25 protein-coding genes and 1 tRNA gene are annotated in these 26,641 nt (G+C 72.4%); 19 read left to right on the forward strand and 7 right to left on the reverse strand.

From position 1 onward, the window contains the following. Positions 1-19: 19 nt before the first annotated feature. Positions 20-682: a 5-formyltetrahydrofolate cyclo-ligase gene (locus ACFEMC_RS04825; protein ID WP_380174123.1), complete on the reverse strand. Its 663-nt coding sequence runs from the start codon at positions 680-682 to the stop codon at positions 20-22. A 166-nt stretch (positions 683-848) separates the two neighbouring features. Between ACFEMC_RS04825 and galU the strand changes: the two genes are divergently transcribed. From galU to ACFEMC_RS04890, 13 genes are all read left to right on the forward strand, one after another. Further along, positions 849-1,775 carry a UTP--glucose-1-phosphate uridylyltransferase GalU gene (gene galU, locus ACFEMC_RS04830; protein WP_380174125.1) on the forward strand — a complete coding sequence of 309 codons (927 nt, stop codon included), beginning with the start codon at positions 849-851 and terminating at the stop codon, positions 1,773-1,775. A gap of 19 nt (positions 1,776-1,794) precedes the next feature. Continuing rightward, positions 1,795-3,081: a gephyrin-like molybdotransferase Glp gene (gene glp / locus ACFEMC_RS04835; protein WP_380174127.1), complete on the forward strand. Its 1,287-nt coding sequence runs from the start codon at positions 1,795-1,797 to the stop codon at positions 3,079-3,081. A gap of 59 nt (positions 3,082-3,140) precedes the next feature. Beyond that, on the forward strand, positions 3,141-3,584 hold the full coding sequence (gene moaC, locus ACFEMC_RS04840) for a cyclic pyranopterin monophosphate synthase MoaC (protein WP_367639135.1): 444 nt from the start codon (positions 3,141-3,143) through the stop codon (positions 3,582-3,584). After that, positions 3,577-4,098 (forward strand): molybdenum cofactor biosynthesis protein B, encoded by a 522-nt coding sequence (locus ACFEMC_RS04845; RefSeq protein ID WP_380174129.1) that lies wholly within the window; start codon positions 3,577-3,579, stop codon positions 4,096-4,098. The genes moaC and ACFEMC_RS04845 overlap by 8 nt, the downstream gene beginning before the upstream one ends. Next, a complete protein-coding gene (locus ACFEMC_RS04850; RefSeq protein WP_380174131.1) occupies positions 4,095-4,694 on the forward strand; it encodes a GNAT family N-acetyltransferase in 600 nt (199 codons plus the stop codon). The genes ACFEMC_RS04845 and ACFEMC_RS04850 overlap by 4 nt, the downstream gene beginning before the upstream one ends. A gap of 79 nt (positions 4,695-4,773) precedes the next feature. Then, positions 4,774-5,553 carry a hypothetical protein gene (locus tag ACFEMC_RS04855; RefSeq protein ID WP_380174133.1) on the forward strand — a complete coding sequence of 260 codons (780 nt, stop codon included), beginning with the start codon at positions 4,774-4,776 and terminating at the stop codon, positions 5,551-5,553. Between the two features lie 72 nt (positions 5,554-5,625). Continuing rightward, positions 5,626-5,698: transfer RNA gene (locus tag ACFEMC_RS04860), tRNA-Ala, on the forward strand. A gap of 242 nt (positions 5,699-5,940) precedes the next feature. Further along, a complete protein-coding gene (locus ACFEMC_RS04865; RefSeq protein WP_380174135.1) occupies positions 5,941-7,500 on the forward strand; it encodes a sugar transferase in 1,560 nt (519 codons plus the stop codon). Positions 7,501-7,690: 190 nt separating this feature from the next. Next, entirely contained in the window at positions 7,691-8,656 is a 966-nt protein-coding gene (locus ACFEMC_RS04870) for a glycosyltransferase (protein WP_380174137.1), read from the forward strand. Between the two features lie 68 nt (positions 8,657-8,724). Then, the gene (locus tag ACFEMC_RS04875; RefSeq protein ID WP_380174139.1) at positions 8,725-9,540 is read left to right on the forward strand and encodes a WecB/TagA/CpsF family glycosyltransferase; all 816 of its coding nucleotides are present in this window, start codon (positions 8,725-8,727) and stop codon (positions 9,538-9,540) included. A 153-nt stretch (positions 9,541-9,693) separates the two neighbouring features. Then, the gene (locus tag ACFEMC_RS04880; RefSeq protein WP_380174140.1) at positions 9,694-10,995 is read left to right on the forward strand and encodes a glycosyltransferase; all 1,302 of its coding nucleotides are present in this window, start codon (positions 9,694-9,696) and stop codon (positions 10,993-10,995) included. After that, positions 10,992-11,849 (forward strand): glycosyltransferase, encoded by an 858-nt coding sequence (locus tag ACFEMC_RS04885; RefSeq protein ID WP_380174142.1) that lies wholly within the window; start codon positions 10,992-10,994, stop codon positions 11,847-11,849. The genes ACFEMC_RS04880 and ACFEMC_RS04885 overlap by 4 nt, the downstream gene beginning before the upstream one ends. Beyond that, complete coding sequence (locus ACFEMC_RS04890) at positions 11,846-12,778, forward strand: glycosyltransferase (RefSeq protein WP_380174144.1); 933 nt, start codon at positions 11,846-11,848, stop codon at positions 12,776-12,778. The genes ACFEMC_RS04885 and ACFEMC_RS04890 overlap by 4 nt, the downstream gene beginning before the upstream one ends. Positions 12,779-12,837: 59 nt before the next feature. On the opposite strand, the gene ACFEMC_RS04895 is transcribed toward ACFEMC_RS04890, so the two are convergent. Continuing rightward, on the reverse strand, positions 12,838-13,365 hold the full coding sequence (locus ACFEMC_RS04895; RefSeq protein ID WP_380174146.1) for a serine O-acetyltransferase: 528 nt from the start codon (positions 13,363-13,365) through the stop codon (positions 12,838-12,840). A gap of 175 nt (positions 13,366-13,540) precedes the next feature. Here ACFEMC_RS04895 and ACFEMC_RS04900 point away from each other — a divergent pair, with 175 nt between their 5' ends. Together ACFEMC_RS04900 and ACFEMC_RS04905 are read left to right on the forward strand one after the other, a co-directional pair. After that, positions 13,541-14,608 (forward strand): hypothetical protein, encoded by a 1,068-nt coding sequence (locus tag ACFEMC_RS04900; RefSeq protein ID WP_380174148.1) that lies wholly within the window; start codon positions 13,541-13,543, stop codon positions 14,606-14,608. A gap of 32 nt (positions 14,609-14,640) precedes the next feature. Continuing rightward, positions 14,641-15,561: a glycosyltransferase family 2 protein gene (locus tag ACFEMC_RS04905; RefSeq protein ID WP_380174150.1), complete on the forward strand. Its 921-nt coding sequence runs from the start codon at positions 14,641-14,643 to the stop codon at positions 15,559-15,561. Here ACFEMC_RS04905 and ACFEMC_RS04910 read toward each other — a convergent pair. Next, positions 15,554-16,669: a DUF4124 domain-containing protein gene (locus ACFEMC_RS04910; protein WP_380174152.1), complete on the reverse strand. Its 1,116-nt coding sequence runs from the start codon at positions 16,667-16,669 to the stop codon at positions 15,554-15,556. The two genes, ACFEMC_RS04905 and ACFEMC_RS04910, sit on opposite strands and share 8 nt — an antisense overlap. Before the next feature lie 419 nt (positions 16,670-17,088). Here ACFEMC_RS04910 and ACFEMC_RS04915 point away from each other — a divergent pair, with 419 nt between their 5' ends. Next, complete coding sequence (locus tag ACFEMC_RS04915) at positions 17,089-18,168, forward strand: DUF4124 domain-containing protein (protein WP_380174154.1); 1,080 nt, start codon at positions 17,089-17,091, stop codon at positions 18,166-18,168. Positions 18,169-18,177: 9 nt separating this feature from the next. Here ACFEMC_RS04915 and ACFEMC_RS04920 read toward each other — a convergent pair whose 3' ends face one another. From ACFEMC_RS04920 to ACFEMC_RS04930, 3 genes are read right to left on the reverse strand one after another with little or no spacing between them, the layout of a single operon-like run. Continuing rightward, a complete protein-coding gene (locus ACFEMC_RS04920) occupies positions 18,178-18,861 on the reverse strand; it encodes an acyltransferase (RefSeq protein ID WP_380174156.1) in 684 nt (227 codons plus the stop codon). Further along, on the reverse strand, positions 18,794-20,176 hold the full coding sequence (locus tag ACFEMC_RS04925) for an O-antigen ligase family protein (RefSeq protein WP_380174158.1): 1,383 nt from the start codon (positions 20,174-20,176) through the stop codon (positions 18,794-18,796). Before ACFEMC_RS04925 ends, ACFEMC_RS04920 begins: the two co-directional genes overlap by 68 nt. Next, positions 20,173-21,108: a Wzz/FepE/Etk N-terminal domain-containing protein gene (locus ACFEMC_RS04930; RefSeq protein WP_380174160.1), complete on the reverse strand. Its 936-nt coding sequence runs from the start codon at positions 21,106-21,108 to the stop codon at positions 20,173-20,175. Before ACFEMC_RS04930 ends, ACFEMC_RS04925 begins: the two co-directional genes overlap by 4 nt. Before the next feature lie 454 nt (positions 21,109-21,562). On the opposite strand from ACFEMC_RS04930, the gene ACFEMC_RS04935 reads away from it, so the two are divergent. Further along, complete coding sequence (locus tag ACFEMC_RS04935; protein ID WP_380174162.1) at positions 21,563-22,543, forward strand: acyltransferase family protein; 981 nt, start codon at positions 21,563-21,565, stop codon at positions 22,541-22,543. 36 nt (positions 22,544-22,579) lie between these two features. On the opposite strand, the gene ACFEMC_RS04940 is transcribed toward ACFEMC_RS04935, so the two are convergent. Beyond that, entirely contained in the window at positions 22,580-23,674 is a 1,095-nt protein-coding gene (locus tag ACFEMC_RS04940) for a glycosyltransferase family 2 protein (RefSeq protein ID WP_380174164.1), read from the reverse strand. A gap of 222 nt (positions 23,675-23,896) precedes the next feature. Between ACFEMC_RS04940 and ACFEMC_RS04945 the strand changes: the two genes are divergently transcribed. Both ACFEMC_RS04945 and ACFEMC_RS04950 read left to right on the forward strand, forming a co-directional pair. Beyond that, positions 23,897-25,477, forward strand: coding sequence for an MOP flippase family protein (locus tag ACFEMC_RS04945; RefSeq protein WP_380174166.1), 1,581 nt, complete (start codon positions 23,897-23,899; stop codon positions 25,475-25,477). Beyond that, positions 25,474-26,625, forward strand: a complete 1,152-nt coding sequence (locus ACFEMC_RS04950; protein WP_380174168.1) for a glycosyltransferase — start codon at positions 25,474-25,476, stop codon at positions 26,623-26,625. Before ACFEMC_RS04945 ends, ACFEMC_RS04950 begins: the two co-directional genes overlap by 4 nt. The last annotated feature ends 16 nt before the right edge of the window (positions 26,626-26,641 follow it).

Genomic DNA, 26,641 nt, shown 5'->3' on the forward strand with positions numbered 1-26,641 from the left:
GAGGGCGCGGCAGGGCGGGTCAGGTCTCGAGCCAGAGCCAGCGCGTCGGCGTCACCACGGCCTGCACGAGCTGGTCGTGGGGGAGGGCGGGCAGCGGGCTGACCGCCGCGTCGAGCAGCTCCTCGTCGTGCACGACCGCCACGACCGGGACCCGCGCCGGGACTCGTCGCAGCGCGCGGTCGTAGCTGCCCCCGCCCTGCCCGAGCCGGCGGCCGGCGGTGTCGACGGCGAGCGCAGGCACGAGGACGAGGTCGGCGCTCGCGATCGCGTGCAGCCCCAGGTGTCCCGGGGTGGCCCCGGCCGGTCGCAGCTCCCAGTCCAGGTCGCCGTCGGGCAGGAGCACGGGCAGGAGCACCTCGACGTCGCGGCGGCGCAGTTCGGCCAGCGACGTGCGGGTGCCGGGCTCCCCGGGCAGGGACGTGTAGGCGGCGACGCGGCGTGCGCCCCCGAGCAGCGGGCAGTCGAGCAGGACGCGGGCGACGGCGACGTCGACGGCCGCGGCGTCCTGCTCCGGCACAGCGCGCCGGACGGCCCGGATGTCGTGGCGCAGAGCGCGTTTGCGGGCTTCGACGGCGAGGACGTCAGGTTCCACGGACAGGTCCCGCCGGACGGAGAGGTCCCGTGGGTCGGGCGCCGGGTCGGACGGCGAGCCGGCGTCGAGGACGGTGTCGGGTGTGGGCACGGCCGCTCCTGGTTCAGGCGGACGCGCTCGGGGGTTCCGGTGGCCGTCCGCTCCCGTCGAGTCTGCCTCCTGCGACGGGGTTCCGGAAGGGGTCGACCGGGCCACCCCGGCGGCGCATCGTGGCTGCACGCAGTGGCCGCCCCTCGACGGGCGGTAGCCTCCGCCCATGACTGAACGCGACGAGCGTCCCGGCCGCACGGTGCGCAAGGCCGTGATCCCCGCCGCCGGTCAGGGAACCCGCTTCCTGCCGGCCACGAAGGCGATGCCCAAGGAGATGCTGCCGGTGGTGGACACCCCGGCCATCCAGTACATCGTCGAGGAGGCCGTCCGTGCCGGGCTCACCGACGTCCTGATGATCACCGGGCGCAACAAGCGCTCCCTCGAGGACCACTTCGACCGCAACGTCGAGCTCGAGGTCGGGCTGGAGGCCAAGGGCGACTCGGCCAAGCTGGCCCGCGTCCAGGAGTCCACCGACCTCGCCCAGGTGCACTACGTCCGCCAGGGCGACCCCAAGGGCCTCGGGCACGCGGTGGCCGTGGCCGAGCAGCACGTCGGCGACGAACCGTTCGTCGTCCTGCTCGGCGACGACATCGTGGACTCCCGCGACCCCCTGCTGGACGTCATGATCAAGGTGCGGGAGGAGCACGGCGGCAGCGTCGTGGCCTTCATGGAGGTCCCCGAGGACCAGATCCACCTCTACGGCTGCGCCGTGGCCGAGCCGACCGGCACGACCGACGTCGTCAAGGTCTCGGGCCTGGTGGAGAAGCCCAAGCGCGAGGAGGCCCCGAGCAACCTGGCCATCATCGGCCGCTACCTGCTCGACCCCGCCGTCTTCGCCGTGCTGCGCGACACCCCGCCCGGCAAGGGCGGCGAGATCCAGCTGACCGACGCCCTGCAGGTCCTCGCCCAGGGCGACGGTCCCGGCTACGGCGTCCACGGCGTCGTCTTCCGCGGCCGCCGGTACGACACGGGCGACAAGCTCGACTACATCAAGGCCGTCGTCCGCCTCGCCAGCGAGCGCGCCGACATCGGCTCCGACCTGCGCGAGTGGCTCGGCGAGTTCGTCGCGTCCGGTGCAGGAGTGCAGGACTGAGCGTGACAACCTTCGGGGTGTGAGTGCTGCACCCCTGACCTCGGTGGCGGCGCACCGGCAGTCCTGCCTGGACCTGGTGCGGCCGCTGCCGCCGCTCGACCTCGCCCTGCGCGACGCGCTCGGTTGCGTCCTGGCCGAGGACGTCGTGAGCCCCCGGCCGCTGCCCGCCTTCGACAACTCCGCGATGGACGGGTACGCGGTCCGGGTGCGCGACGTCGAGTCGGCGAGCGAGGAGAACCCCGTCGGTCTGCCCGTCGTCGGCGACATCGCCGCCGGGCGGGCCGACACCCTGCGCCTCGTCGGCGGGACGACCGCCCGGATCATGACCGGGGCCCCCGTCCCGCAGGGCACCGAGGCCGTCGTCCCCGTCGAGTGGACCGACCGCGGCGTCTCCCACGTCACGATCCGCCGCGCGCCGGCGCCCGGTCAGCACGTCCGCCTCGCCGGTGAGGACGCCCCGGCCGGCACCCTCGTGCTGGAGGCGGGCACCCGCCTGGAACCCCGGCACATCGGCGTCCTCGCCGCGCTCGGCCGCGCCCGGGTGCGCGTGCGGCCGCGGCCCCGCGTCGTCGTCGTCTCCACCGGCACCGAGGTCGTCGAACCCGGCGTCACCCTGGCCCGCGGCCAGCTCCACGACGCCAACGGCTACCTCCTGACCGCGGCCGTCGAGGACGTCGGGGCCCTGGGCTACCGCGTCGGCGTCGTCGCCGACGACGGCCGCGAGCTCGCCGCCGTCCTGGACGACCAGCTGGTGCGCGCCGACGTCGTCATCACCTCCGGCGGGGTGAGCGAGGGGGCGTACGACACCGTCAAGGAGGTGCTGTCGGCCCCCGGCGCGCACGCCGTCCGCTTCGACCGCGTGGCCGTCCAGCCCGGCATGCCGCAGGGCCTGGGGACGCTGGGGGAGCAGGGCGTCCCCGTCTTCACGCTGCCCGGCAACCCCGTCAGCTCCTTCGTCTCCTTCGAGGTGTTCGTGCGCCCGGCCCTGCGGCGGATGCTCGGCGACGAGGGTCCGGACCCCCAGCGGCCCCGGGTGCGGGCCGTCGCCGGGGCCGGGTGGACGTCGCCCGCGGCGAAGGAGCAGTACGTCCGCGCGGCGTGGACGCGTGACGCCGAGGGCCGCTTCGTCGTCGAGCCCGTCTCCGGCCACGGGTCCCACCTCGTGACCGCGCTCGCCCGCGCGACCTGCCTGGCCGTCGTCCCCGTGGGGGTCACCGAGGTGGCCCCCGGCGACGAGGTGGAGTGCGTCCTGCTCGGTCCGCTCCCGCCGGAGGCGGGGCTGGACGTGCCGGTGGGGCACCCGTGAGCCAGAGTGACGCCGTGAGCCCGCGGCTGACCCACCTCGACGACGCCGGCCACGCGCGGATGGTCGACGTCTCGGCCAAGCCGGTCACCGTGCGGGAGGCCCGCGCCGAGGGGTACGTCCGCTGCACGCAGGCCGTGCTGGACCTGCTCGCCGACGGTGGGCTGCCCAAGGGCGACGCCCTGGCCGTCGCGCGCATCGCCGGCCTGCAAGCGGCCAAACGCACCCCGGACCTCGTCCCGCTGGCGCATCCTGTGGCGGTGCACGCCGTCGAGGTCGACATCGTCCCCGTGAGCACGCCCGGGCTGACCGGCGTGCACATCACGGCCGCCGTCCGCACGGCCGACCGCACCGGCATCGAGATGGAGGCGCTGACGTGCGTCGCCGTCGCCGGCCTGACGTTCGTCGACATGGTCAAGGCCGTCGACAAGCGGACCGTCCTGGACGGTGTCCGCGTCACGGCCAAGAGCGGCGGCCGCTCGGGGGACTGGACCGTCGATGGCTGAGCGCACACCCGGGCGGACCGCCCTCGTCGTGACGGTGTCCAACCGCGCCTCGGCCGGCGTCTACACCGACACCTCCGGTCCGGTGGCCGTCGACGGGTTGCGGGACATGGGCTTCAGCGTCGACGGCCCCGTCGTGGTCCCCGACGGCGATCCCGTCGAGGAGGCGTTGCGCGACGCCGTCGCCGCCGGGTACGACGTCGTGGTGACCAACGGCGGCACGGGGCTCAGCCCCCTCGACCTCACCCCCGAGCGCACCCTGCGCGTGCTCGACTACCTCGTCCCCGGTGTGCCCGAGGCGATCCGGGCTGCCGGCGCCGCCGCGGGCGTCCCGACGGCCGTGCTGTCGCGCGGGGTCGCGGGCGTGGCGGGCCGCACCGTCGTCGTCAACCTGCCGGGGTCCGTCGGCGGGGTCCGCGACGGGGTGGCCGTGCTCGCGGGGTTCCTGCCGCACGCCGTGGAACAGGTGCACGGCGGCGACCACCCGCGCGTGCCGCCCGCCGGAGCGGGACGGTGACCCCCGGCTGGCCCGTCGAACTGCGCGAGGGCGCGGTCCGGTTGCGTCCCCTGCGCCGTCGCGACGCGGCCGTGTGGCGGTCGGTGCGGGCCGCGAACGCGTCCTGGTTGCGTCCGTGGGAGGCCACCTCGCCGGAGGGCAGCGGGCCGGCCCCGAGCTTCCCGCAGATGGTCCGGGGTTTCTCCCGCGAGGCGCGTGCCGGGCGCATGCTGCCGTTCGTCGTGGAACTCGACGGCGCCCTCGTCGGGCAGATCACCGTCTCGGGCATCACGTGGGGTTCGCTGCGCTCCGCGCACGTCGGGTACTGGATCGACCGCCGCGTCGCCGGCCGCGGGACGATCCCCGTCGCGCTGGCCCTCGTGGCCGACCACTGCTTCGGAACCCTTCGGCTGCACCGGGTCGAGGTGAACATCCGGCCGGAGAACGCGGCTTCGTTGCGGGTCGCGGAGAAGCTCGGCATGCGCGACGAGGGGTTGCGCAAGGCCTACCTGCACATCGATGGCGCGTGGCGCGACCACCGGACCTTCGCCCTGACCGCGGGCGAGGTCCCCGAGGGGTTGCTGGCCCGGTACCGGGCCACCCAGCGCGCGCGCTGAGGCGTTCCCAGCACTCCCGCAGCGCGACACACCGCCGAGTTGCGGTGTCTCGCCCCCTCGTGCAATAGCGTTGCGTCCCGTGCCCGCCAGCAGCCTGATCTTCCTCACCATCATCGCCTTGTGGGCTGCCTACCTCGTCCCGAACGCCATCCGGAAGCACCGGCGGACGGCCGAGGCGCGACAGGCCGACCGGGATTCGGAGGCCATGCGCGTCGTCGTGCGCCGCGGGTCCGCCCCGGTGGGTCAGGCGCTGGCGGCGGCGGCCGTGTCCGCGGCTGCGGTGGGGGCCTCCAGCCGTCCCGTGCTCGGGTCCTCGGCCGTTCCGGCTGCAGGGCAGTCGGTCTCGTCGACCTCCCCGAGCAAGTCACTGCCGCGCAGCACGTCTCGCGTCGTCGCTCGTCGCCGTCGCCTCCTCGCGACCGCCGCGGCCCTGACGGTCCTCGGGTGGTGCCTCGTCGTGGCGGGGGCTGCGCCGTGGTGGTCCGGCGCCCTCCCGACCGTGGGTCTGCTGCTGGTGGTCGCGGCGCTGACGCGTCACGGCGCCTCCGCCCCCGCCCGGGCTGACGCGCGGCCGGCGACCCCGACCGTCGCGATCCCGCTCGCGCGGCCGGCCGGTCTGCGTGCCGGCGTCCCGGCCCCCCGCGACGAGCGCCCCTCGCCGCTGGCCGACGACCGCGGGTGGGCGCCCGTCCCGGTCCCGCTCCCGACCTACCTGCTCAAGGACCGCGCCCGCACCTGGGACCCCGTCTCGCCCGCGGTGGCGGCCGCGGAGGCGGCGGAAGCGGCCGCCCGGCGCGCCGCCCTCGAGGAGACCCAGGTCATCGACCTGCGCGAGACGGCCCGCGTCGTCAACCAGTGAGCGGTGGTCACCGACCTGCTGAGGGGCTGGTAACCTCTTCTCGTCGCCGCGAGTGATCGGGGACGACGGTCTGGGGCTGTGGCGCAGCTGGTAGCGCACCTCGTTCGCAACGAGGGGGTCAGGGGTTCGAATCCCCTCAGCTCCACCCAGGAAGGCCCTCACCGACATCGGTGGGGGCCTTCTCGCGTTTCCTGGCGTGGTGCACGGGGACGTCCGGCCCCATGTGCGCTCCGTGAGGGACTTGCGGCGAACGGGTGAGGTCCGGCTACGATGGGTCGCGCCAGCTCACCCTTCCGTAACGATTTCGGCTCGCCGAGATCACCCGGACGGTGTACTGGCGTCCCACGCCGCCGTGGGTGTCCACCAGGCCACGACGGGGGAGTGCTCATGGCTGCCGAGGAACTGCACCTGCTGCCGAGTCAGCGACGGCGCGTGATCGATGCACCGACTGCTCCGCTGCCCGAGAACCGCCAACCCTTCCTGCCGGTGTCGCTCCCCGGCAGCCTGCGCCGGACCAGTGCGTCCAGACCGCGCGGCCAGCGCCAGCCCGTCTGGCAGCGGCAGTACAGCCGCACCATCGCCGTCACGGACGCGGTCGCCGCGCTCGTCGGCGCCGTCCTGGGCTACCTGCTGCGTTTCGGCGACGCCCCCCACGCCGTCGGTCCCTCCGTCGCGTGGACGATGGCGCTCCTGCCGCCGGTGTGGGTCGTCTCGATGCTGCTCTTCCGCGCCTACGAGCCGCGGTTCCACGGCGTCGGGTCCGAGGAGTTCCAGCGCGTGCTGCTCGCCGGCACGACGGTGGTCGCCCTCGTCGGGACCGTCTCGTGGGCCTTCGCCCTCGACGTGGCCCGCGGGTTCGTCGTCGTCGCCCTGCCGGTCGCGGGCGTCCTCACCGTCGCCGCCCGGCTGGCCGTCCGGCGCTACCTGCACCACCGCCGCGCCGCGGGGGAGTGCATGCAGTCCACCGTCGTGGCCGGGCACCCCGGTGCCGTCGCCTCGCTCGTGCGGCAGGTGCAGCGCAACACCGACCACGGCCTGCGCGTCGACGGGGCCTGCACGCCCGGCGGGCGCAGCACGCCCGAACTGGACGCGCTCGGTGTCCCCGTCCTCGGGTCGCTGGACGACATCGCAGACGTCGCGCGCGATGTCGACGTCGACGTCGTCGCCACCCTGACGTGCCCCGAACTCGACGGCCCCGTGCTGCGCCGCCTCGGGTGGGAGCTCGAGGACACCCGCGCCGACCTGGTCGTGGCCCCCGCGCTCACCGACGTCGTCGGGCCGCGCGTCGTCATCCGCCCCGTCTCCGGACTGCCGCTGCTGCACGTGGACCGGCCCGAGCTGCGCGGCATCCGGCACGCCGGCAAGGCCCTGTTCGACCGCGGCAGCGCGGCCCTCGGCCTGCTCCTGCTGTCCCCGCTGTTCCTGCTCGTGGCGATCGCCATCAAGGTCGACGACCCGGGACCGGTGTTCTTCCGGCAGACCCGCGTCGGCCGCGACGGCCGCGAGTTCTCCATGGTCAAGTTCCGCTCCATGGTCACCGACGCGGAGAAGCTGCTCATCGACCTGCGCGAGCAGTCCGAGGGCAACGGCCTGCTGTTCAAGATGCGTCGCGACCCCCGGGTGACGCGCGTCGGGACGCTGCTGCGCCGCTACTCCCTCGACGAGCTCCCGCAGCTGTTCAACGTGGTCGGCGGCAGCATGTCGCTCGTCGGCCCGCGGCCGCCGCTGCCCCGCGAGGTCGCCGAGTACGGCACCGACCTGCGCCGGCGCCTGCTGGTCAAGCCGGGCCTGACGGGCCTGTGGCAGGTGTCCGGCCGGTCCGACCTCGACCTCGAGGAGTCGACCCGGCTGGACCTGCAGTACGTCGAGAACTGGTCGCCCGCGTTCGACGTCATGATCCTCGCCAAGACGGCCCAGGCCGTCTTCGGCGGACGCGGCGCGTACTGAGCGTGACGGGCGACGCTCGATCGTTACTGGGCGCAGTCGTGTGTGATTCGTGTCGCACCGTGAGCTGTCGTTCACGTCTTGCGTTCGTCCCCGACGGGCTGGCTACTATGCGCACGGCCAGGTGACCAGAAGTGACTGACTTGCGCCGATCGAGGCACCAATCAGAGCAACGATCCGAGGAGGAGGACGCGTGACGACCAGTACGGACCAGCGGCCCGTCGAGTCGACCCCGTCCTCGCGACCCACCCTCTCGGTCGTCGTCCCGGCCCACGACGAGGCCCGCACGCTGGGCCGCACGCTGGCCGCGCTGACGTCCGCCGCCGGCGGGGAGACGCCGGAGGTCGTCGTCGTGGCCAACGGCTGCAGCGACGACACCGCCGAGGTGGCCCGCGCGGCCGGCGCCCGCGTCGTCGAGCTCGGGCAGGCGTCCAAGGCCGCCGCCCTGCGCGCCGGTGACGAGGCGGCCACCGCCTTCCCCCGCGTCTACCTCGACGCTGACATCGTCCTGACGCCCGGGACGCTCGGCCACCTCGCCGAGCGCCTGCGTCGCGGGGACGTGCACGCCGCGTCCCCGAGCATCCGGTTCGACCTGCGGGGGTCCTCGTGGCCCGTCCGCGCGTTCTACCGGGCCTACGCCGAGCTGCCCTACGTCCGGTCCGGTCTCGTCGGGCTGGGCGTGTACGGGATGTCGGAGGCCGGCCGTTCGCGGTTCGCGCAGTTCCCCGACGTCACGAGCGACGACCTCTTCGTGCAGCGGCTCTTCGCCGAGCACGAGCGCGGCACCAGCGACGGGGAGTTCGTCGTCGCCGCACCCAGGAACCTGCGCAACCTGCTCAAGGTGCGCACGAGGACCGCGTCGGGGAACGCGGAACTCAGCAGGACCGAGCACCACGACGAACGAGGCGCCGGGGGGCGCCCGGTGACCGTCGACGCGTCGCAGGACGTGACGGCCGCTGCCGGCGGGAGCGCCACGGGGAACGCACCAACCTTCGAGAGGTCGACGTCGGGAACGACGAGCGCCCTCGCGAAGCTCGCACTGTCCCGTCCACGACTGCTTCCGTCCGCCGCCGTCTACACCGCCGTCACCATCGCGTCCCGGATCTCCGCTCGCCGCAGGCAGTCCACTGCCTGGCAGCGCGACACGTCCACTCGCTGACCGGCTCCCTGGGAGATCACATGGTTCTCTTCTCTGGCCCTTCGCGATCCTTGGCCTCGCTACGCTCCGTGACGTCTTTGGACCTGACGGCGATCGACGACCTCGAGGTCAGCGCTCCTCGGCCCCGCCAGCAGGTGACGGTCGACGACGTCGAGTTCGACGCCCTGCGCGAGACCGAGGTCGTCGAGCACGTCATGGTCGCGCTCGACGAGGGCCGCGGCGGGAACCTCATCACGCCCAACGTCGACATCCTGCGCCAGCTCCGCCGCCCGCAGCTGCGGGAACTGGCCGAGCAGGCCGAACTGGTCGTCCCCGACGGCATGCCCATCGTCTGGGCGAGCAGGATCCAGGGCGAGGAGCTCCCGGAACGCGTCACGGGTTCCTCGCTCATCTGGTCGCTGTCGGAAGCGGCTGCCCGGTCGGACCGGTCGCTGTACCTGCTCGGTGGCGCGGAGGGGATCGCCGAGCGTGCAGCGGACCGGCTGACCGAGGAGTACGAGGGGCTCGAGGTCGCGGGAGTGCACTGCCCGCCGTTCGGTTTCGAGAAGCGCGCCGAGACGCTCGAGGAGACCGTCAGCGCCGTGGTCGAGGCCCAGCCCGACATCGTGTTCGTCGCCCTGGGGTTCCCCAAGCAGGAACACCTCATGCAGCACCTGCGCCGGCACCTCCCGAACACGTGGTTCGTCGGGTGCGGGGGCACCCTGACGATGGTGGCCGGCGAGGTCTCGCGCGCACCGCTGTGGATCCAGCGCAGCGGTCTGGAGTGGGTGCACCGCCTCGCCATGGAACCGCGGCGGATGGCCAAGCGGTACCTCGTGCACGACCTGCCGTACGCGGCGGGGTTGTTCGCGCGGGCTCTCGTCCGGCGTCGCCGTCCGAGCTGACGAACTGCACGCCCCGTCACGTGGTGTCGCCGAGAGCGGCGACATTGGCCTGATCAGGGGTGCTGCCGCTACGATCCGCATGCTCTCGATGGCCAAGGGTGACCCGATGGTGAGCTGCACCACCGTCTCCACCTGCAGATGAGGAGCTTGCACGTGACGTCGAGCCCGACCGCCGCTTCGGACCGTCCTGGGGCCAGCGTCGCGTACCTGGTCAGCCACTACCCGGCCATCTCGCACGCCTTCATCGAGCGTGAGGTCCTCTCGCTGCGTGACCTGGGTGCCGAGGTGCACACCTTCTCCGTGCGTCCGGCGACTGTCGGCGAGCAGTTGTCGGAGACGTCGCGCCGGGAGGCGGAGTCGACCTACTCGCTCCTGGGACGCCCACTGAGTGAGTACGCCCGAGCGCACGCCGCCCTGCTGAAGCGCTCTCCTGGTGCCTGGCTCGCGGGACTTCGCAACGCCGCCACCAGCGGTCCCAGGGGCTTGAAGCCGCGGGTCTGGCAGTTCTTCTACCTCGCCGAAGCCGTGCTGCTGCGCGAACGGTTGCGCGACGCCGGTGTGCGTCACCTGCACGTCCACTTCGCGAACAACGGCGCCGACGTCGCCCGGTCGGTCGTCCACATGGGCCGGGCCGAGGACGGTCCCGCTGCCGGCTGGCGGTGGTCGTTCAGCATGCACGGCCCCACCGAATTCGAGGATGTCGAGGGGCACGACCTCGCTGCGAAGGTGGAGTCGGCCGACCTCATCGCCTGCATCAGCGAGTACTGCCGCGACCGGTTGCAGAACCTGACGACTCCCGAGCACTGGGACAAGATGTCGATCGTCCGCATGGGGGTCGACGCCTCCCGATTCGCGCCGGCGCCGCGGGAGGAGCGCGACGGCCCGCTGCGTGTTCTCTTCGTCGGACGCCTGGTCCCCGAGAAGGGGCCCGACGTCCTGCTCCAGGCGGTGACGGCGCTCGCCGCTGAGGGTGTCGAGGTGGAACTCGTCGTCGCGGGTGGGGGTGCGCTGGCCGACGACCTCGCTCAGCAGCGCAAGGCGTCTGCAGCAACGGAACGCATCCGATTGCTGGGCCCCGTCGGCCAGGACGACATCCGCGACTGGTACGCCTGGGCCGACGTCTTCTGCCTGCCGAGCTACGCCGAGGGGGTCCCCGTCGTCCTCATGGAGGCCCTCGCGATGGAGGTCCCGGTCGTAACCACCCGGATCGCCGGCATCCCCGAACTCGTCGAGGACGGGGTGAACGGTTTCCTCGTGGAACCCGGTCGGCCGGTCGAGGTGGCCCGGGCTCTGCGGACCCTCGCTGACGACGCCGCGCTGCGCCGACGGATGGGCGCCGCCGGTCGCCGGCGGGTGCAGGACGAGTTCCAACCACGGGCCAACGCGCAACGGTTGCTCGAGCAGTTCAGCGGACACCGCGTCCTCGACCCGGTCACGGAAGGAATCCCCTCGTGAGCCCGACGGCCAGCGCGATCGTCCGCACCTACAACTCGGCAGGGACGTTGCAGGCAACCCTCGACTCGCTGCGCGCGCAGGACGTGGACGTGGAGATCGTCGTGGTCGACTCGGGGTCGACGGACGCGACCTTGGAGATGGCCCGCTGTACAGCCGATGTCGTCGTCGAGGTCCCGCAGTCGGAGTTCAGCTATGGGGGTGCCCTGAACCTGGGAGCGAGTCGGGCCTCAGCGCCCGTGCACGTCGCCCTGTCGAGCCACTGCGTGCTCCCCCGTCCCGACTGGGTGCGGATCGCGGCCCAGCACGTCGCCGATGGTGCGGCCGCGGTCGTCGGCCTGCCCGCTGACGGGGACCGGCAGCAGTTGACCGCTCCCTTCCGGGCGGACCACGACTACGTCGTGTCGCACCAGTTCTGGGGGTTCTCCAACCACGCGTCCGCCTGGTCGGCCGAGGTCTGGTCGCGCCACCCGTTCGACGAGCACCTCACGGCGACCGAGGACAAGGAGTGGACCTGGCGCGCCCTGGCCGACTCGGGCCCCATGGTCGTGGACCCGCGGCTCTTCGTCAGCGGCCTGCACCGCCGGTCGGCGGGCGTCCGCGCCTACCACCGACGCATGGTCAAGGAGATCCGGTCCATCCAGCACCTGCGCCCGCTCCCGCCTTTCGGCCTCGGCCGCGCGTTCGCCGAGTGGGCCCGGCCTCAGCCGACCGACCCGTTCCTGACCGGGGCCCGTCGTTTCGGCCGCACCCGTCTCGTGGAGGTCGCCGCCCGGTGGCGTGCAGGTCGGGGACCGGTGGTGCTGCCGGCGGACCGGCCGAGCAGCCGTGCGGTCGACGAGGTGGGTGGCCGGTGACGGCACTGCGCACCGCCGCGGTCCTCCCCGTCCGGGGTCACGCCCGGCTGCTCGACGGCTGCCTGGAGGCGCTCCGAGCTCAGCACCTGCCCGTCGACGACCTGGTGGTCGTCGACGACTCCCCGGAGGCCTCGCTCGGGGACCTCGACGGTGTGCGCATCGTCCGCAGCCACGGCCGCGGCCCCTATGCCGCGCGGAACCTCGGGTGGAGGTCGTCCGACGCCGACGTAGTCCTCTTCCTCGACGCCCGCAGCCGCCCGCGCCCGTCGTGGTCCGAGCGGCTGGTCGCGGAGTTCCAGGACGACACCGTCGCCCTGGCCGGGTCCGAGGTGGACGTCTTGCCGGGGGAGTCACTCGGTGCCCGCGCCTCGCACGAGCAACAGTTCTTCCGGCTGCGGAACTACCTCGCGAACCCGTTCTTCCTGCCGTACCTGCCGACGTGCAACCTGGCCGTGCGCCGTTCCGACCTCGACGCGGTCGGGGGTTTCTCGGAGGTCCGCAGCGGCGGCGACGCCGACCTGTGCTGGAAGGTGCTGTCCGACCGCGAGTGCCGCCTGGCAGCGGTGCAGGAGGTGCTCATGGACTGGGTTCCGCGGGACAAGGCCCGCGACTACCTCGAGCAGAACTACCGCTACGGCCGGAGCAACCACCAGTTGCGCCTGGACTGGAGGCCGCGCGGCGCAGCGCAGGCCGACCCGAAACCCCTGCTCCCCCTGATCAAGTCGGGGGTGTGGCTGGGTGCTCACGTGCTGACGGCGCGGATCAGCGGCCGCGACGACGACTTGGCCAGGTACCTGAGCTGGTCGGCCGGGCTCGCCTTCGACGTCGGTTTCCGGCGTGCACACAGCGAGTGGCGTCACGACACCCCCACGTCGCCCCCCGTCCCGGTCGACGGAGCTCTGGAGCGAGCACCAGGACAGGCTCGTTGAAGGGAACCGAGGGGGACCGGGCGTTGTCGGCCCGGCGACGTGATGCGGACCGTTCGACGTCAGTCGGTGCCCGTGACCGGTGCCTTCTCGAGCACGCGTGCAGGGATCCCCACCGCGGTCGCTCCCGGCGGCACGGGTTTGAGGACCACGGCGTTCGCGCCGATGCGTGCGCCGTCACCGACGGAGACGTCCCCGATGACCTTGGCGCCCGCACCCACGTAGGCACCGTCGCCGAGGGAGGGGGGCACGCTCCCACCGCTGACGCCCAGCGTCACCTGGTGGTAGAGCGTCACGTCGCTGCCGAGCCGGCTCGCCGGGTGAAGGACGACCCCGCGACCGGAGTGCGGCAGACGCAGGCGCGGACCGGCCGGAACGCTGCGGGGGAGTTCGGCGCCGATGACGGCCCGCACCCAGACGGTGTCGAGAACCCCGTGGACCCTGCGCAGCAGGAACGCCGATGGGCCGGGGCGTCCGTGGACGGCCTGACCGAGGCGCCAGATGGCGAGCGTCGTGCGCGGTTCCCAGTACGGGTTCAGCGGGAGATCACCGCGGTAGCTCTGCCACCACCGGCGAAGGTGAGAGTTCATGGCCGTGACCTCCAGGACGGGTTCTCGTTCGCGGACGTCGTGAATCTTCTGGAACTCGGGGGCGCTGGAGACCCACGGTACTGTGTCGCTGGACGGTCCGTAGCGATGGCGCTCTTCCGCGGTGGTCACCAGCAGAGCAGGAGCGAGGCGACGGATGCGAGAGGGAGTGCTCGACGTGGCACGACGTGAAGTTCGAGCGGTGGGTTCGGCGCTCAAGGCGCAGTACTGGCGGACCCGCTTCGGCACGTGGGGACGCAGAGGCGGTTCCCGAGTTCCCGGCTACAGCCTCGTGGTCCCGGTTCCCGGCGACCTGCCGGTGTTCCTCGACCTGGCCCTGCAGACCTGCGCGTCGCAGCGGGCCGAGCACCGCGTCGAGACGCTCGTCGTTCCCGACGTCGCGACTCCTGAGACGGACCGGGTCGTCCAGAGCTGGCAGGGACGCTGGAACGGGCCGCTGCGGACTGTGGCCCTTCCCTGGCCCGAGCGACGCATCCTCCCCTGGCTGAAGGACCCCGGCCGCAACCACGGGGTCCAGCTGATATCGGCCGCGAGCGTCGCGGCGGCCGATCACGTGGTGCTGCACGACGCCGACCTGTTCATGCTGGACGAGGACCTGCACGACGACGGCTACCGCCGCGCACGCGACGGTCGGCTCGACGTCGTGGGCATCGAACCCTCCTGGGACGCCTGGTACGCGGCGCACGGACGCACGCTGGCGGCGACGTGGGAGCAGACGTCGCGGGTGGACTGGCTGCGGTCGGTGCCACCGCACCGGCACCTCGGTCACGACGCGAACCTGTGGGGGGAGCGCCACACGTTCGACACCACGTTCTGGGCCCAGTGCCGGACCTCTCCCGACCGCATCGCGGTGACGGGGGAGAGTGAGCGCATCGTCCACTTCAACTACGTCATCAGCACGTACCGGAAGTTGCAGCGCTCGAGCGGTCCCTTCCACGACCACAACTTCCGGTTGCTGCTGATCCGCCTGTTCATCGACCTCTTCGCCAGCGACGACACGACGTACGAGGTGCCGGAGCTGCCCGACCTGGTGCGCGGGCTGGGCGAACCACTGGCGCGGGTCCACTACCGCCCCGAGGACGCCGCGGAGTACCAGGGGTTCATGGCGAAGTTCCGGGTCGTCATGGACGGTCCCCTGGTGGATCCCGCTCGCCGAGAGCGCGCCGACGAGGCGCTGCGCGCCTTCGACGAGTTCTTCAGCTCGACGACGGTCCGCGAACAGTGACCACCGACCCTGCGACGTTCCCGAGGAACCCCGTGACCACGACGCCCGAAACCCCTGCCGGACCGGTCGCCGCCGAGGTGGCCGACGTGACCGTCGTCATGCCGGCCAAGGACCGGGCGGCGCTCATCGGGCGGGCGCTGCAGAGCGTCGCGCGGCAGACCCTGCGACCCCGCGAGGTCGTCGTCATCGACGACGGCTCGACGGACGGCACCGGCGACGCGGCGCGCGAGCACGGAGCCCGCGTCATCCGCATCGAGCAGAGCGGCGGCAGCGGTCCCGCGCGCAACCGCGGGATCCAGGAGGCGACCACCACGTGGATCGCGTTCCTCGACTCCGACGACGAGTGGCACCCGGGTCACCTGGCCGAGGTCATGGCGCGGACCGCGGGCCACGTCATGGTCGCCTCGCCCGGTGTCGCCGAGGGGACGGGGCCGATGGTCGGGCGCATCCAGGGGAACCCCTGGGGACGCGACCTGGAACTGCGGCCCATGACGCTGCTCGCGCCCGGCGACCTCGTCTGCACCAGCGGGACGGTCGTCACGCGTCAGGCCCTGCTGGACGCCGGTCTCTTCCGGCCGCTGCGCCGGGCCCAGGACCTCGACATGTGGGTCCGCGTGCTGGAGTTCGGCACGGGGCTCGCCCTGCACCGGCCCACGGTCACCTACCACCTGCACGACACCCAGGCCTCGCACGACAAGGACCTCATGCGGCAGTGCTTCGACCGCATCGTCGACGAGTGCGCGAGGCGCGACTGGTTCTCCGAGAAGGACCGGGACCGTTGCTACTCGCGGGTGCAGTGGGACGACCTCAGGGTCGCCCAACGCGAACGGGACGTGCCCGAGGTCTTCGGGCACGTCCGGTGGTTCGCGACGAGGCCGCACGCCTGGCCCCCGCTGCTCCGCCTGCTGCGGCAGCGGCAGCTGAGCCGGCGGTCGACGACGGGGGTCAGCTGAGCGGCTTGCCGTAGTCCATCGGCAGGACCTGCATCTTGTCCCAGGGGAAGTTCTGCATGATCAAGTACGTGGGGGTGGGGGCCGCGGTCGCCGTGGGCCGACGCAGCTTGTCCCACGGGTCCACTCCGGTGTCGGCCTTCACGGCGGCACCGCTCTCGAAGCTGACGGCCACTGCACCGGACTTGTCGGTCACGATGAACCCGTACGTCTGAGCCGCCTTCGCGATCATCTTGGCGAGCGGGTGCAGCTTGAGGGCGTCCACGTTCACGCTCGGGTCCAGACGCAGCCGGGTACCGGTCGGGATGGCGTCCGGGGCCACCGTGTTGCCGTCGCTGCGCTGGGCCGGCCAGCTGAACGTCTTCCAGTAGGCGAGGTCCGGGATGGCCAGGGACATCGCGTGGTCGATGCGGCCCGCCTGGGCCTCGGCGATGCCCACGGCCCCCCCGGATACCGCGAGTCCGCTGGCGCTCGCGCCGAACCCGTTCAAGAAGTACCCGTAGCTGGCGGAGACGTTGTCGATCCGCCCGCCCCAGCACGCCTGCCACGCGCCGTTGACGCGCTTGGCCTTCCAGAACTCCCACAGCTGGTCGGTGTCGGGGGAGTAGACGGTCAGCTGGGCGTCGTTGCCCGTCGCGGGAACCGCGTTGTCGGGGATCGGGACAGCGGTGAACTGCCCGCCCTCACCCAGCAGACCCTTCGGCGTGTAGTTCTTCTTCTGGCAGTTGTCCCAGTTGACGTTGACGCGTGCGGTGTCGCCGCTCACGGTGTAGACGCTGGTGTTGTACTGCGTGATGTTCGCGGCGGCGATGCCGCCGTAGTACTTGGCGACCTGACCGGTGAGGTTCTTCACCATGGCCGGGGAGTTCGCGTTCAGGGGCGCGGCGGAGATGTTCTGCCGCCACGCGCTGGACGGACCGAAGGCCGTGCCCCGCGGTGCCATGTCCGAGATGACGTCGTTGAGGTGGGCGGCGGAGGCGATGCTCCGCGAACCGCGGCTGACCTGCGCGCCGCCGGACGTCGCGGATGCTGCGGTCGGTGCGGCGAGGACGGCCGTGGAGACGACGGCGGTGGCGAGGGCGGTGATCCGGGCGAGACGGCTGGTCAGCATCGGGGGGCTCCTGTATCAGTCGTGGTGACCCCTGAGAGATCGGGCAGCCGGTCCCACTTCCTGCGGCCCCCGAAACCGATCCGCGCTACGTTGCATCCGGTCGGAGCAGGTGGACACCGTCGTTGGTGCTCTCCGTGCACCGGAAACCACCAGGAGGTGCACGTTCCCGTCACGCGTCCGGCCTACGGAGTCAGCGTCACGCTGTGCGAAGCTGTCGGCGGCGCCGGTGCCGCCGAACGTGTGCCTGCGGTCCGCCTCAAGGCTGCTCCGCGTGACGGCGGGAGCCGTCGCCAGGACGAACAGTGACCGTGCGCTCCTCATCGACGTCGGACGGGGGAACCTGAGGCCGTGATCGACACCATCCGTCACCTCCGGGCAGAGGACGGGCGCTGGGTCTCCGGCCACGCCCCGGAGCCGGTGTGAGCACCGTGAGCGAGGTCTCCCGACGACCGCGACGGCCTTGGCGCCGCCGCCGGGTCGTCGTGCCTGCTGCCGCAGTCCTGGTCCTGGCGCTGCTGGTGACCTGGCTGGTCGTCCGGTCCCAGGAGGAGGTCGAGCGACCGGGGCCCACGACGGTGCTCCCCGCGGGGTACCCGTTCGGCAGCGGCAGCGTCTGGCGGCAGGACGTCTCCCGGGCCCCCGTGGCGGACGGCTCTCCGGCCATGGTCCGGGGACTGGCCCAGCAGGTCGCCGACCACTACGGGGGAGTGGCCGCCTTCAACGTGAACTCCTACACGGCCAGTTACTACGAGGTCGGGCCCGACACCCCGCGCGTCGACGTGGCGTGGGACAACTGCCAGGGCAAGAAGTACACGCCGAAGGGGCTGGTCGGGGAGGGGGGACAGCTGTCGCAGGTTCCCGTGCCCGACGACGCGGTGCCCGCGTCGGGCCGGGACGCCCAGCTCACGGTCCACGACCCGGCGAGCGACCAGTTGTGGGAGCTCTGGCGCGCCCAGAAGGTCGACGGCCGCTGGCAGGCCTGCTGGGGTGGGCGCATCGACCACGTGTCCCGTTCGCCCGGGTTCTTCACCGGCGGTTTCGGCGCCAGCGGCAGCGGCCTGGCGATCTCCGGGGGGATGGTCTGGGAGGACGACGTGCGCAACGGTCGCATCGACCACGCCCTGTCGCTCGCCATCCTCGACGTCAAGCACTGGAAGACCGTGAGCTGGCCGGCGCAGCGCAGCGACGGCAGCAACCGCTCGGACGATGCGATCCCGGCCGGGACGCGCCTGCGTCTCGACCCCTCGGTGGACGTGGCCGACCTCGGCTTGAGTCCGGTCGCGGCGATGATCGCGCGCGCGGCGCAGACCTACGGTTTCATCGTCACCGACAAGTCCGCGGCCGTGGCCGTGACCGCGCAGAGCGGGGAGAACCGGGCCACGGACGACGCCTGGCCGGCACTGCTCCAGGGGAAGAAGTCCTACGAGGTGATGAAGGGCTTCCCCTGGAACCGCCTTCAGGCCCTGCCGCAGGACTACGGCGAGCCCACCTCGAACTGACGGCGTCGCTCAGGCGAAGCCGACGGTCCCGCCGAACGCGTCGTCCGCGGCTTCCGTGACGGCCTCGGGCACCCGGTCGCCGGCTCGGCGGTGCTTGACCACACGGGCGGGGTTGCCGGCCACCACGGTGTACGGGGGGACGTCCGTGACGACGACCGAACCGGCGCCCACGATGGAGCCGGTCCCGATCCGGCGACCGGGCAGGACGATGCAGCCGGCTCCGATCCAGACGTCGTCCTCGACGACGATCGGCCGGTCCTCTCGGAAACCCTGCTGGTTCATGGGGACGTCGACCCGGCGCGTCTCGTGCGCCGAGGCCAGCAGCACGCACCGTGGGCCCATCATGACGTCCTTGCCCACGTGGACGGGACCGATCACGAGCACGTCCATGCCCAGGTCGGACCGGTCCCCGAGGCGGATGCCCTTCCCCGAGCCGAACCAGGCTCCGTGCTCGACGTTCACGTCGACGCCGCACTGGTCGAGCATCGACTGCGCCAGGAGGCCGCGCAGCCGGCGTGCGAGCCGGCCCCCGGGCCGCGGGGACCAGGGCAGGTGCCGTGCGGTCGAGAGGTAGAGCGCCGCCGCCACGTTGCGCCGCGTCAGCGGGCCCAGTCGACCTCGTCCTTCACCGGCGGACGGCGTCGGCCCGTCCTGAACGGTCACCGTCTCGCCCGGGGTGAGGGAGTTCGCCATCGGTCTTCTCCAGCAGGTAGGGCGTCAGGCTGATGCCGGCGAGCAGCCAGACCAGCGAGTTCGGTAGCGGGTAAGGGGTGGGACTGAGCATGATCGTGACGCTCCAGACGGCGGTGACGCCGGCGGAGATCGACCACCAGCCGAGCAGGTCGTCGTCAGCTGCGCCCGGGCGCCGCCGTTGGACCAGCGCACGCCAGGGCCCGGCGAGGATGCAGAGCACGAACAGGGCCGCGCCGGGGAGACCGAGTTCGGCGGCGCGGCTCAGCACGACGTTGTGGACCTCGATCGCGACGTTCGTGACCGGGTAGCTGTCGGCCTGCCGCACCCAGTCCGGGGCTTCGTCGAGGAACTTCGACCACCCGATGCCGGTGAGCGGTTCCTGCTCCACGATCCGGAGCGCAGCCGCGTTGGTGTTCTGCCGGTCCTGTACGGAGCGGGTCGTCCCGATGCGACCGGACACGTTGTCGCTCAGGCCCGGCACGACGGCGAGCAGGGCCAGGACGACGACCGCGAGGGCGGCCAGCACGAGCGGCAAGCGGCGCCGCAGCCGCGGCGTGCTGAGCATCGCGAGGACGACGCCCAGCACCGTCCCCACCCAGACCGACCGGGTCAGCGACATGAGGACCCCGGCCCCACCGAGCGCGACGGCCAGCGCGGCCGCGCCGCGCCACGCGCCGCGCCACCGTGCGAAGGCCACCGCTCCCGCGAAGGCGCACGCGGAGCAAGCCATGCCCATCGCCTCGGAGGCGACGAAGGGACCGCGGGCACGACCGAACTGGATGCCCACGGTGGGGTCCGCGATGTACCGGGGCCACACCAACGACCACAGCTGGAGGGTTTCGAAGACCGCGGTGGCGCCCAGGTAGATGCCGAGGAGGACGAGGGTCTTGAGGAGCAGGTCGCGACGCTCCGGAGTGTCGAACACGACCGGTGCGATGCAGAACATGAGGAAGGGGACGACGAGCCGGTCGAGCATGGCGAACAGCCCCAGGCTCGAGAGGAGGGTGCCGTGGCCCGAGGCGGAGACGGCGGCCAGGACCACGAGCGCGAACATCGCCACGTGGACCGGCCGCACCCGCAGGCTGCGCCGCCACGCCCACGGATCGAGCAGCAGCAGCACGACGGCCAGGCCGAAGAACAACCGGTCGAGCCCGATCGGGACCCCGAACTGGTCCCAGTGCCCCGAGAAGACGTTGCACACCAGCACGCCCAGGAAGCACCAGAGGTAGGCGGGTCGTGCCGGGCCACGTCCGGTCGTCCCCAGGTCCGAGGTGAGCGTCACCCCCACGGTGCCGGCGCCGGCGGCGGGGTTCACCACTTCTCCGAGGTGGCTTCCAGGTCGCGGTCGACGTCCACGCTGCGGGGACCGGCCGCGACGGGCGCGGGGCCGTCCGGCGTGGGGGACGGGTGGCGCGCGACGCGCCGACGGTCCAGCAGGACGGCGATGCCCAGCGCCAGGAGCAGACCGAGCACGGCGCCCGCCAGGCCGTTGCGCTGGACGTCGCCGGACAGGCTCGTGTACTCGATCTGGCCCGGGACGACGATGCGCAGGCCCGAGGCCGCGGGCGTGGAGGAGATGGCGTTGCGGTAGCGCTGCCCGACCGCCTGCTGCTGGACCTGCAGGACGTCGACGGCCGAGGAGGCCTGCTCGACGCCGGCCCGCGCCGCCGACAGCTCGTCCTGCGAAGCCCGTGCCCCCGTGAGGGAGTCGAGGTTCGCCTTGGCATCCGCCAGCGCCTGCTGGGCGACGGAGGTCTTGTTGGAGAGGTCCGTGTACTGCTGCAGGAGGGCGTCCGCCCCCGAACCTGCCGTCGTCGCGTTGACCGTGTTCGTGAGGTTCTCCGCCATCGCCTGCGCCCCGTCGACCGCGGTCTCGCGGTCGGAGGCGGTCACCTCGACGCGCACGACGCTGGAGGACGGGATCGGGGAGGCGGCGACCAGCGAGACGTCCCGTGCCCGCTCGCCCAGGACGGTCGACAGTGTCTGCTGCGCCTGCAGGTCGTTGACGTAGCGGGACACGTCCGCGGCCAGTTGCTGCGACGCCTGGGAGTACCCCGCCACGACGCGCGCGTCGAGGCTCTGGCTGCCCACGGCGATGCGCGCCTCGGCCGTGTAGTCCGTCGGTGTCGCGTAGGCGGCACTGACGCCGGCACCGGCGCCGAGGACGACCAGCACCAGGGCGATCCACCAGCGGGACGCGAGGGCGCGCAGGGGCGACAGCGGAACGGACGGGTTGACCTGAGGCACGGAACCAGCTCCATGTGATCGGTGGCGCAGCGGGTCTGTGACAGGGACGAACCCTGCGTTCGGTAGTCAGAGCGAGGCAGACAGTACCCGCCTTCGCCGCGTCCGGTCTCCTTCCGGGACGGTACGCAGATTTGTCATCACCGTCAGTGACGAGCAGGGGCTCGGCTCCCACTCTCGGTGAACCGGCGAACGCCTCTCACCCCTGCGGGAGCGGCTCGCGTTCCGCGGGCCGGGGCTGGACGTGGCCCCCCGACGTCACGTTAGGTTCACAGCGGGTGTCGGCGCAGCCACCGTCCAGGGACAGCGGTACGAGGCGGCGAGGGGTACGACCATGGCGAGCACCGGGCCGACCACCACGGTGGTGCGTACGACCAGTGGTCGAGGTGGTCGCCGGTCCGCCCGGGTGCGGGACGCGCTGCGCCCGGACGCACGTCGAGATCCGACGGTCGAGACGTTGCGAGGGCTGGCCTGCCTCCTGCTCGTCGCCTACCACGTCCGCGGTGGGGATCCCGGCTCCGGTCTCCAGCTGCCGACGGACAACCCGTGGTCCGCCGTCGTCGACGCCGCCGACTACCTGCGCATGCCGCTCTTCAGTTTCCTGTCCGGGTGGGTCTACGCCACGCGGCCGCTCTCCTCGGGGTCCTGGTCCTTCGTCCGAGTCAAGGCGCGTCGGCTGCTCGTCCCCCTCCTCGTCGTGGGGACCCTGTTCGGGGTCGTCCAACTGCTCGTGGGTGCAGGGGACGGGCTTCCGCCGTGGTACGCCTGGCACCTCGTCCCGCTGGCGCACTTCTGGTTCCTCGAGTCGATCTTCTGGGTTGCGGTGACCGTCGCGCTGCTGGACCGGTGGGGAGTCCTCCGCCGGCCTCAGGTCCTTGTCGGCCTGGTCCTGGTGGCCCTCGTCGTGGGCCCCTCGGTAGCTGTGCCGCACAACCTCCTCGGTCTCCAGACGGCGACCTTCCTCCTGCCCTTCTACCTGGCCGGGGTCGGGGCCCTCCGCTTCGAGGTCCGCTCGACCGGCCCGCGGTTCCGGGTCCTGCTCGTCGCCGTGACCGTGGTGCTGGTGGGACGCGCGGCGGCCGGCCTGCTGGGTGAGCTGCCGCGGCTGCCGTCGCAGAGCAGCGCGGTCGCGAGCCTGCTCGGTGTCTGCCTCTGCCTGTGCCTCGTGCTCACGAAGGTGACCGTCCGGCCGCTCGTCGTGCTGGGCGCGTTCTCCTTCACGGTCTACACCTGCCACGTCTTCGGCACAGCCGCTTCGCGCATGCTGCTCGACGCCGCAGGGGTCCAGTCCGTCAGCCTCCAGATGGTGGCAGGGATCGTGGCCGGGCTCACCGTCGGTGTCGGCGCCGAACTCGTCGCGCGTCGGCACGCGTGGACAGGTGCTCTGGTGCTCGGCCGACGGTGGCCGAGGCGCCCGGCCGCGTCCCCGCAGGCTTGACGCGCAGGCGGGCCTGCGTCAGACGGCGCGCCCGGTTCAGCGGGCGGTGGGCGTGCGCTCCGTGGTCGAGCTCGCGTCGGGCAGGGTGAGGGTCCGTCGGCGGGGGTTGGGCTGGACGACCGCGACCAAGGGGGCCCGGGCCTCACCCTGGTCGCGTCGTGGCGCCGGAGGAGTCGTGGCGGCAACCCCCAGCAGCAGGTGCAGGGCGGCTGCTGCGGAACGTCGGACGCGAGACCTGCTGGCGGCCCGGAGGGCGGGAAGCACGCCGCTCGCGGCCTGGGCGGAGGCGTGCAGGTGCACGGTCCTCCACGCCCGGGCCGCCGCCTTGCGCTGCGCCGCAGTGTTCTCCGTTGCGCCCCAGGCCTTCGAGCGGACGAGGTCGTTGAAGTAGTTGACCCTTCCGGGGTCGCCCGCCGTCAGGCTCCCGGCTCGTCGTCGGTACCAGGCGACCTGCCGGTCGAGGAAACCCAGGTCCCCGCGACGGCTCACGCGCAAGAACAGGTCCCAGTCCTCCGAGATCTGCAACCCTTCGTCGAAGCCGCCGACGTCGTCCACCAGGTCCCGCCGCAGCAGGGCGACCGCGGGGGGCCAGATCCGGCCCGCGGTGGCGAGGGACTCGAAGGACGTCGGCGCCTCGACCGGCAGCCGCAGGAGCCTGCCCCGCCGGGGGACCAGGCGCTCCCGCAGCTTCTCGGGGTGCACGCCGGGCAGGATCGGGGTGCCGTCCTCGTCGATGAGTTCAGCGGTAGCCGTGACGCCGGAGAACTGCGGGGCCGTCTCCAGCGCCGCGCGCAGGACTTCGAGGGCGTCGGAGACCCACAGGTCGTCGCTGTCCAGGAAGACCACGTACCGGCAGGACCCGGGAAGGACGGCCAGACCGGCGTTCCTCGCGGCGGACACGCCCCCTTGATCGCGCCGGACCACTCGGAAGCGGGGATCGTCACCCACCGTGCTCCTGGCGACCTCGCCCGTGGCGTCGCGGGAACCGTCGTCGACCACCACGCAGCAGAAGGCGGTGAACGTCTGCGCCTGGACGCTCTCCAGGGTCGCCGCGATCCAAGGCTCGGCCTGGTGCGCCGCGATCACGACGCCGATCTCCGGGCGGGGGTTGCCGTCCAAGGGCGAATCCACGTGTCTCCTCGGCGGAAGGGGGCGTCTGACCGGATCGCTGCGGACGTACGGTAACAGCGAGGCGACGCGCTGACACGACCTTGCTCTTTGCCGGTACGGTGACCCCGGGTCGCGCCCCGAGACCGGAACGTGACTTCACCCGCCGTTCGCCAGTGATCGCCGTGCGGAGGTGGCTCAGGGGCTCCGCGCCCACGACCAGCCGGCGAGGGAAGGTGCACACAGGTGAGACGCCGCAGAACGGCCGAGGTCGATCCGACCGCTCAGCAGGACAGTGCTCTCGTGGTCGAAGGCGCACCCGTCCCCGATGCCGACGTCTACGAGTCCGTGCGCGACAGCGCGGAGTCCTCCCTCACCGGGAAGGTGGTCGGGGGAGCGGCCTGGTCCGCCATCGGGCGCACCTCGAGCCAGGCGCTGCAGTTCCTCGCCGGCCTCGCGCTCGCCCGCCTCCTCCTCCCGGCCGACTTCGGCCTCCTGGCGAGCGTCTACGTCGTGACCGGCTTCGCGGTCCTCTTCTTCGACATGGGGCTCAACGCGGCGCTCGTGCATGCCCGCGTCTTGAGGCGCAGCGACATGGACACGGCCTTCTGGCTCAACGCCCTGGGCGGGATCGTCTTCGTCGGGATCCTCGCGGCCGTCGGTCCGCTGGTTGCCGAGTTCTACAGCGACGACCGTCTGCGCTACATCACGCCGCTGGCGGGGCTCAGCTTCGCGTTCGCCCTGGGAACCGTCCACTCCGCCCTGCTGACCAGGCGCCTGAAGTTCAAGCGACTGGCGGTGATCGAGACCGCCGCCGCCGTCGTCGGCAACAGCACGACGGTCGTGGGGGCCCTGGCGGGGTGGGGGCCCCTCGCTCTCGTCGCGGGTCCTGCGCTGCAGTCGATCGTCCTGACCACCCTGATGTGGATCGCGTCCCCGTGGCGCCCCCGGGGGTTCATCCGCAGGGCGTCCGTGCGGCGGTTGTGGTCTTTCTCCGGCGGGATGCTGGGTTTCAGCCTGGTGAACTACGCGGGCAGGAACAGCGACAACCTCCTCATCGGCCGCATCCTCGGCGCGGCGCCCCTCGGGTACTACAACCGTGCCTACAACCTCATGCTGCTTCCGTTGCAGCAGATCAGCCAGGTCGTGGGTCGCGTGATGTTCCCGGCGCTCGCCAGCATGGGCGACGACCGCGCGCGCCTCCAACGGGCGTACCGGCGCACAGTGACGGTCATGACCGCGGTCACGATGCCCGTCCTCGTCGGGATGTCGGCGGTCGCCGACGGGCTGGTGCCCTTGTTGTGGGGCGACCAGTGGGGGGCGACCATCCCGCTGCTGCAGGTGCTGTGCCTAGCCGGTCTGCCGCAGTGCCTCAGCAGCACCGAGGGTTGGCTCTACCAGTCCCAGGGCCGGACGAAGCTCATGTTCCTCATGGGGGGCATCAGCACGGCGATCGGGGTGGCGGCCATCGTCATCGGGCTGCACTGGGGCCTGCTGGGGGTCACGATCGGCATCCTCACGACGGCGTGGGCCTACCAGCCCATCGCCTTGCGGGTCGCCTGCGGGCTCATCGGTCTCCGTGGGAGCCGGGTGATCCTCGACATCCTGCCGACGGTCGTCATCGCCCTGGTCATGGGGGGTGCGGTCTACGGGGCGCCGGTCCTGCTCGGAGTCCCGCGGACCGAGCCGCTGGTGCTGTGCGGGCAGATCTTGCTCGGGGTCCTCGTCTACGGTGCGCTCATGTTCGTGTTCCGCCGCGACGTGCTGCGGGAGTTGGCGACGCTGCGCCCCGGGCGGCGGCGCGCAGGCGTGCAGGTGGCGCGATGACGACGGACGCGCAAGGCCCGGTCGCCGCGGTCTACCGGCAGACGTTCCTGCCGCGCTCGGAGACGTTCGTCCGCGACCACCTCGTGCGGATGCCGCGCTACCGCACGATCGCGGTCACGAGCCGTCTGAGCGAGGACCCTCTCCCCGTTCCCGGTCACGACCCGGTGGTCGCCCGGGCGGCCTCGCCGTTGCCCCGGGTCCGGGCCGCGGTGTGGCGGCGGACCGGGCACGGCCCGCGGGCTCACGCGGAGGCGTTGGCGGACACCTTCCGCAGGTCGCGCGCCGACCTGGTCCACGCCCACTTCGGCCCCGACGGCGCGCTGGCCCTGGAACCGGCACGTCGCGCCCGCAAACCCCTCGTGGTCACGTTCCACGGGTACGACGTCACCACCGAGCCCGAGCACCTGCGCAGCTCGGAGGACGGCGCGCTGCTCCTGCGACGGTGGGACCAGCTCGTGCGCACCGCGGGGATCATCACGGTCAGCCGGTTCCTCAAGGACATCCTCGTCGCCCGGGGCGCGGACCCGGCCCGTGTGCACGTCATCGGCTGCGGCGTCGACGTGGACGCGTTCGAGGTCTCGCCCTTCCCCGAGCGTCCTGAACTCGTCTTCGTCGGCCGCTTGGTGGAGAAGAAGGGCGTTGGGGACGCGCTCGAGGCGCTGGCCGGACTCGAGGACCCGCCGCACCTCACCGTCTTGGGTGACGGCCCGCTCCGAGGGGAACTGGAGGCCCGGGCGGCGGCCCTGCGCCTTCCCGTGACCTTCCGCGGGGTCGCGACCACCGAGGAGATACGCAGCGCCCTCGCGCGCGCGACGGCGGTCGTGATGCCGTCGCGTCGCGCCCCGAACGGGGACAGCGAGGGGCTCGGCGTCACGGCGCTGGAAGCTGGGGCCAGTGGGCGACCGCTGGTCGGTTACGCGCACGGCGGACTGTCGGAAGCCGTCGTCGACGGCGTGACCGGTCGCCTCGCTCCGGAGGGGGACGTCGACGGGCTCCGAGCCGTACTGCGCACGGTCTTGGACGACCTCGACGGCGCGGCGGACATGGGCCGACGGGCACGTGAGCACGTCGTCTCCTCGTTCGACCAGGACGCTCAGCTGCGGCGGGTCGCCGACGTTTACGACGAAGTGCTGTCACGCAGGCGGTAACCCGTCCTGACCGTGG

The sequence above is a fragment of the Kineococcus sp. DHX-1 genome, from assembly GCF_042473625.1.
In the GTDB taxonomy this organism is placed as follows: Bacteria; Actinomycetota; Actinomycetes; order Actinomycetales; family Kineococcaceae; genus Kineococcus.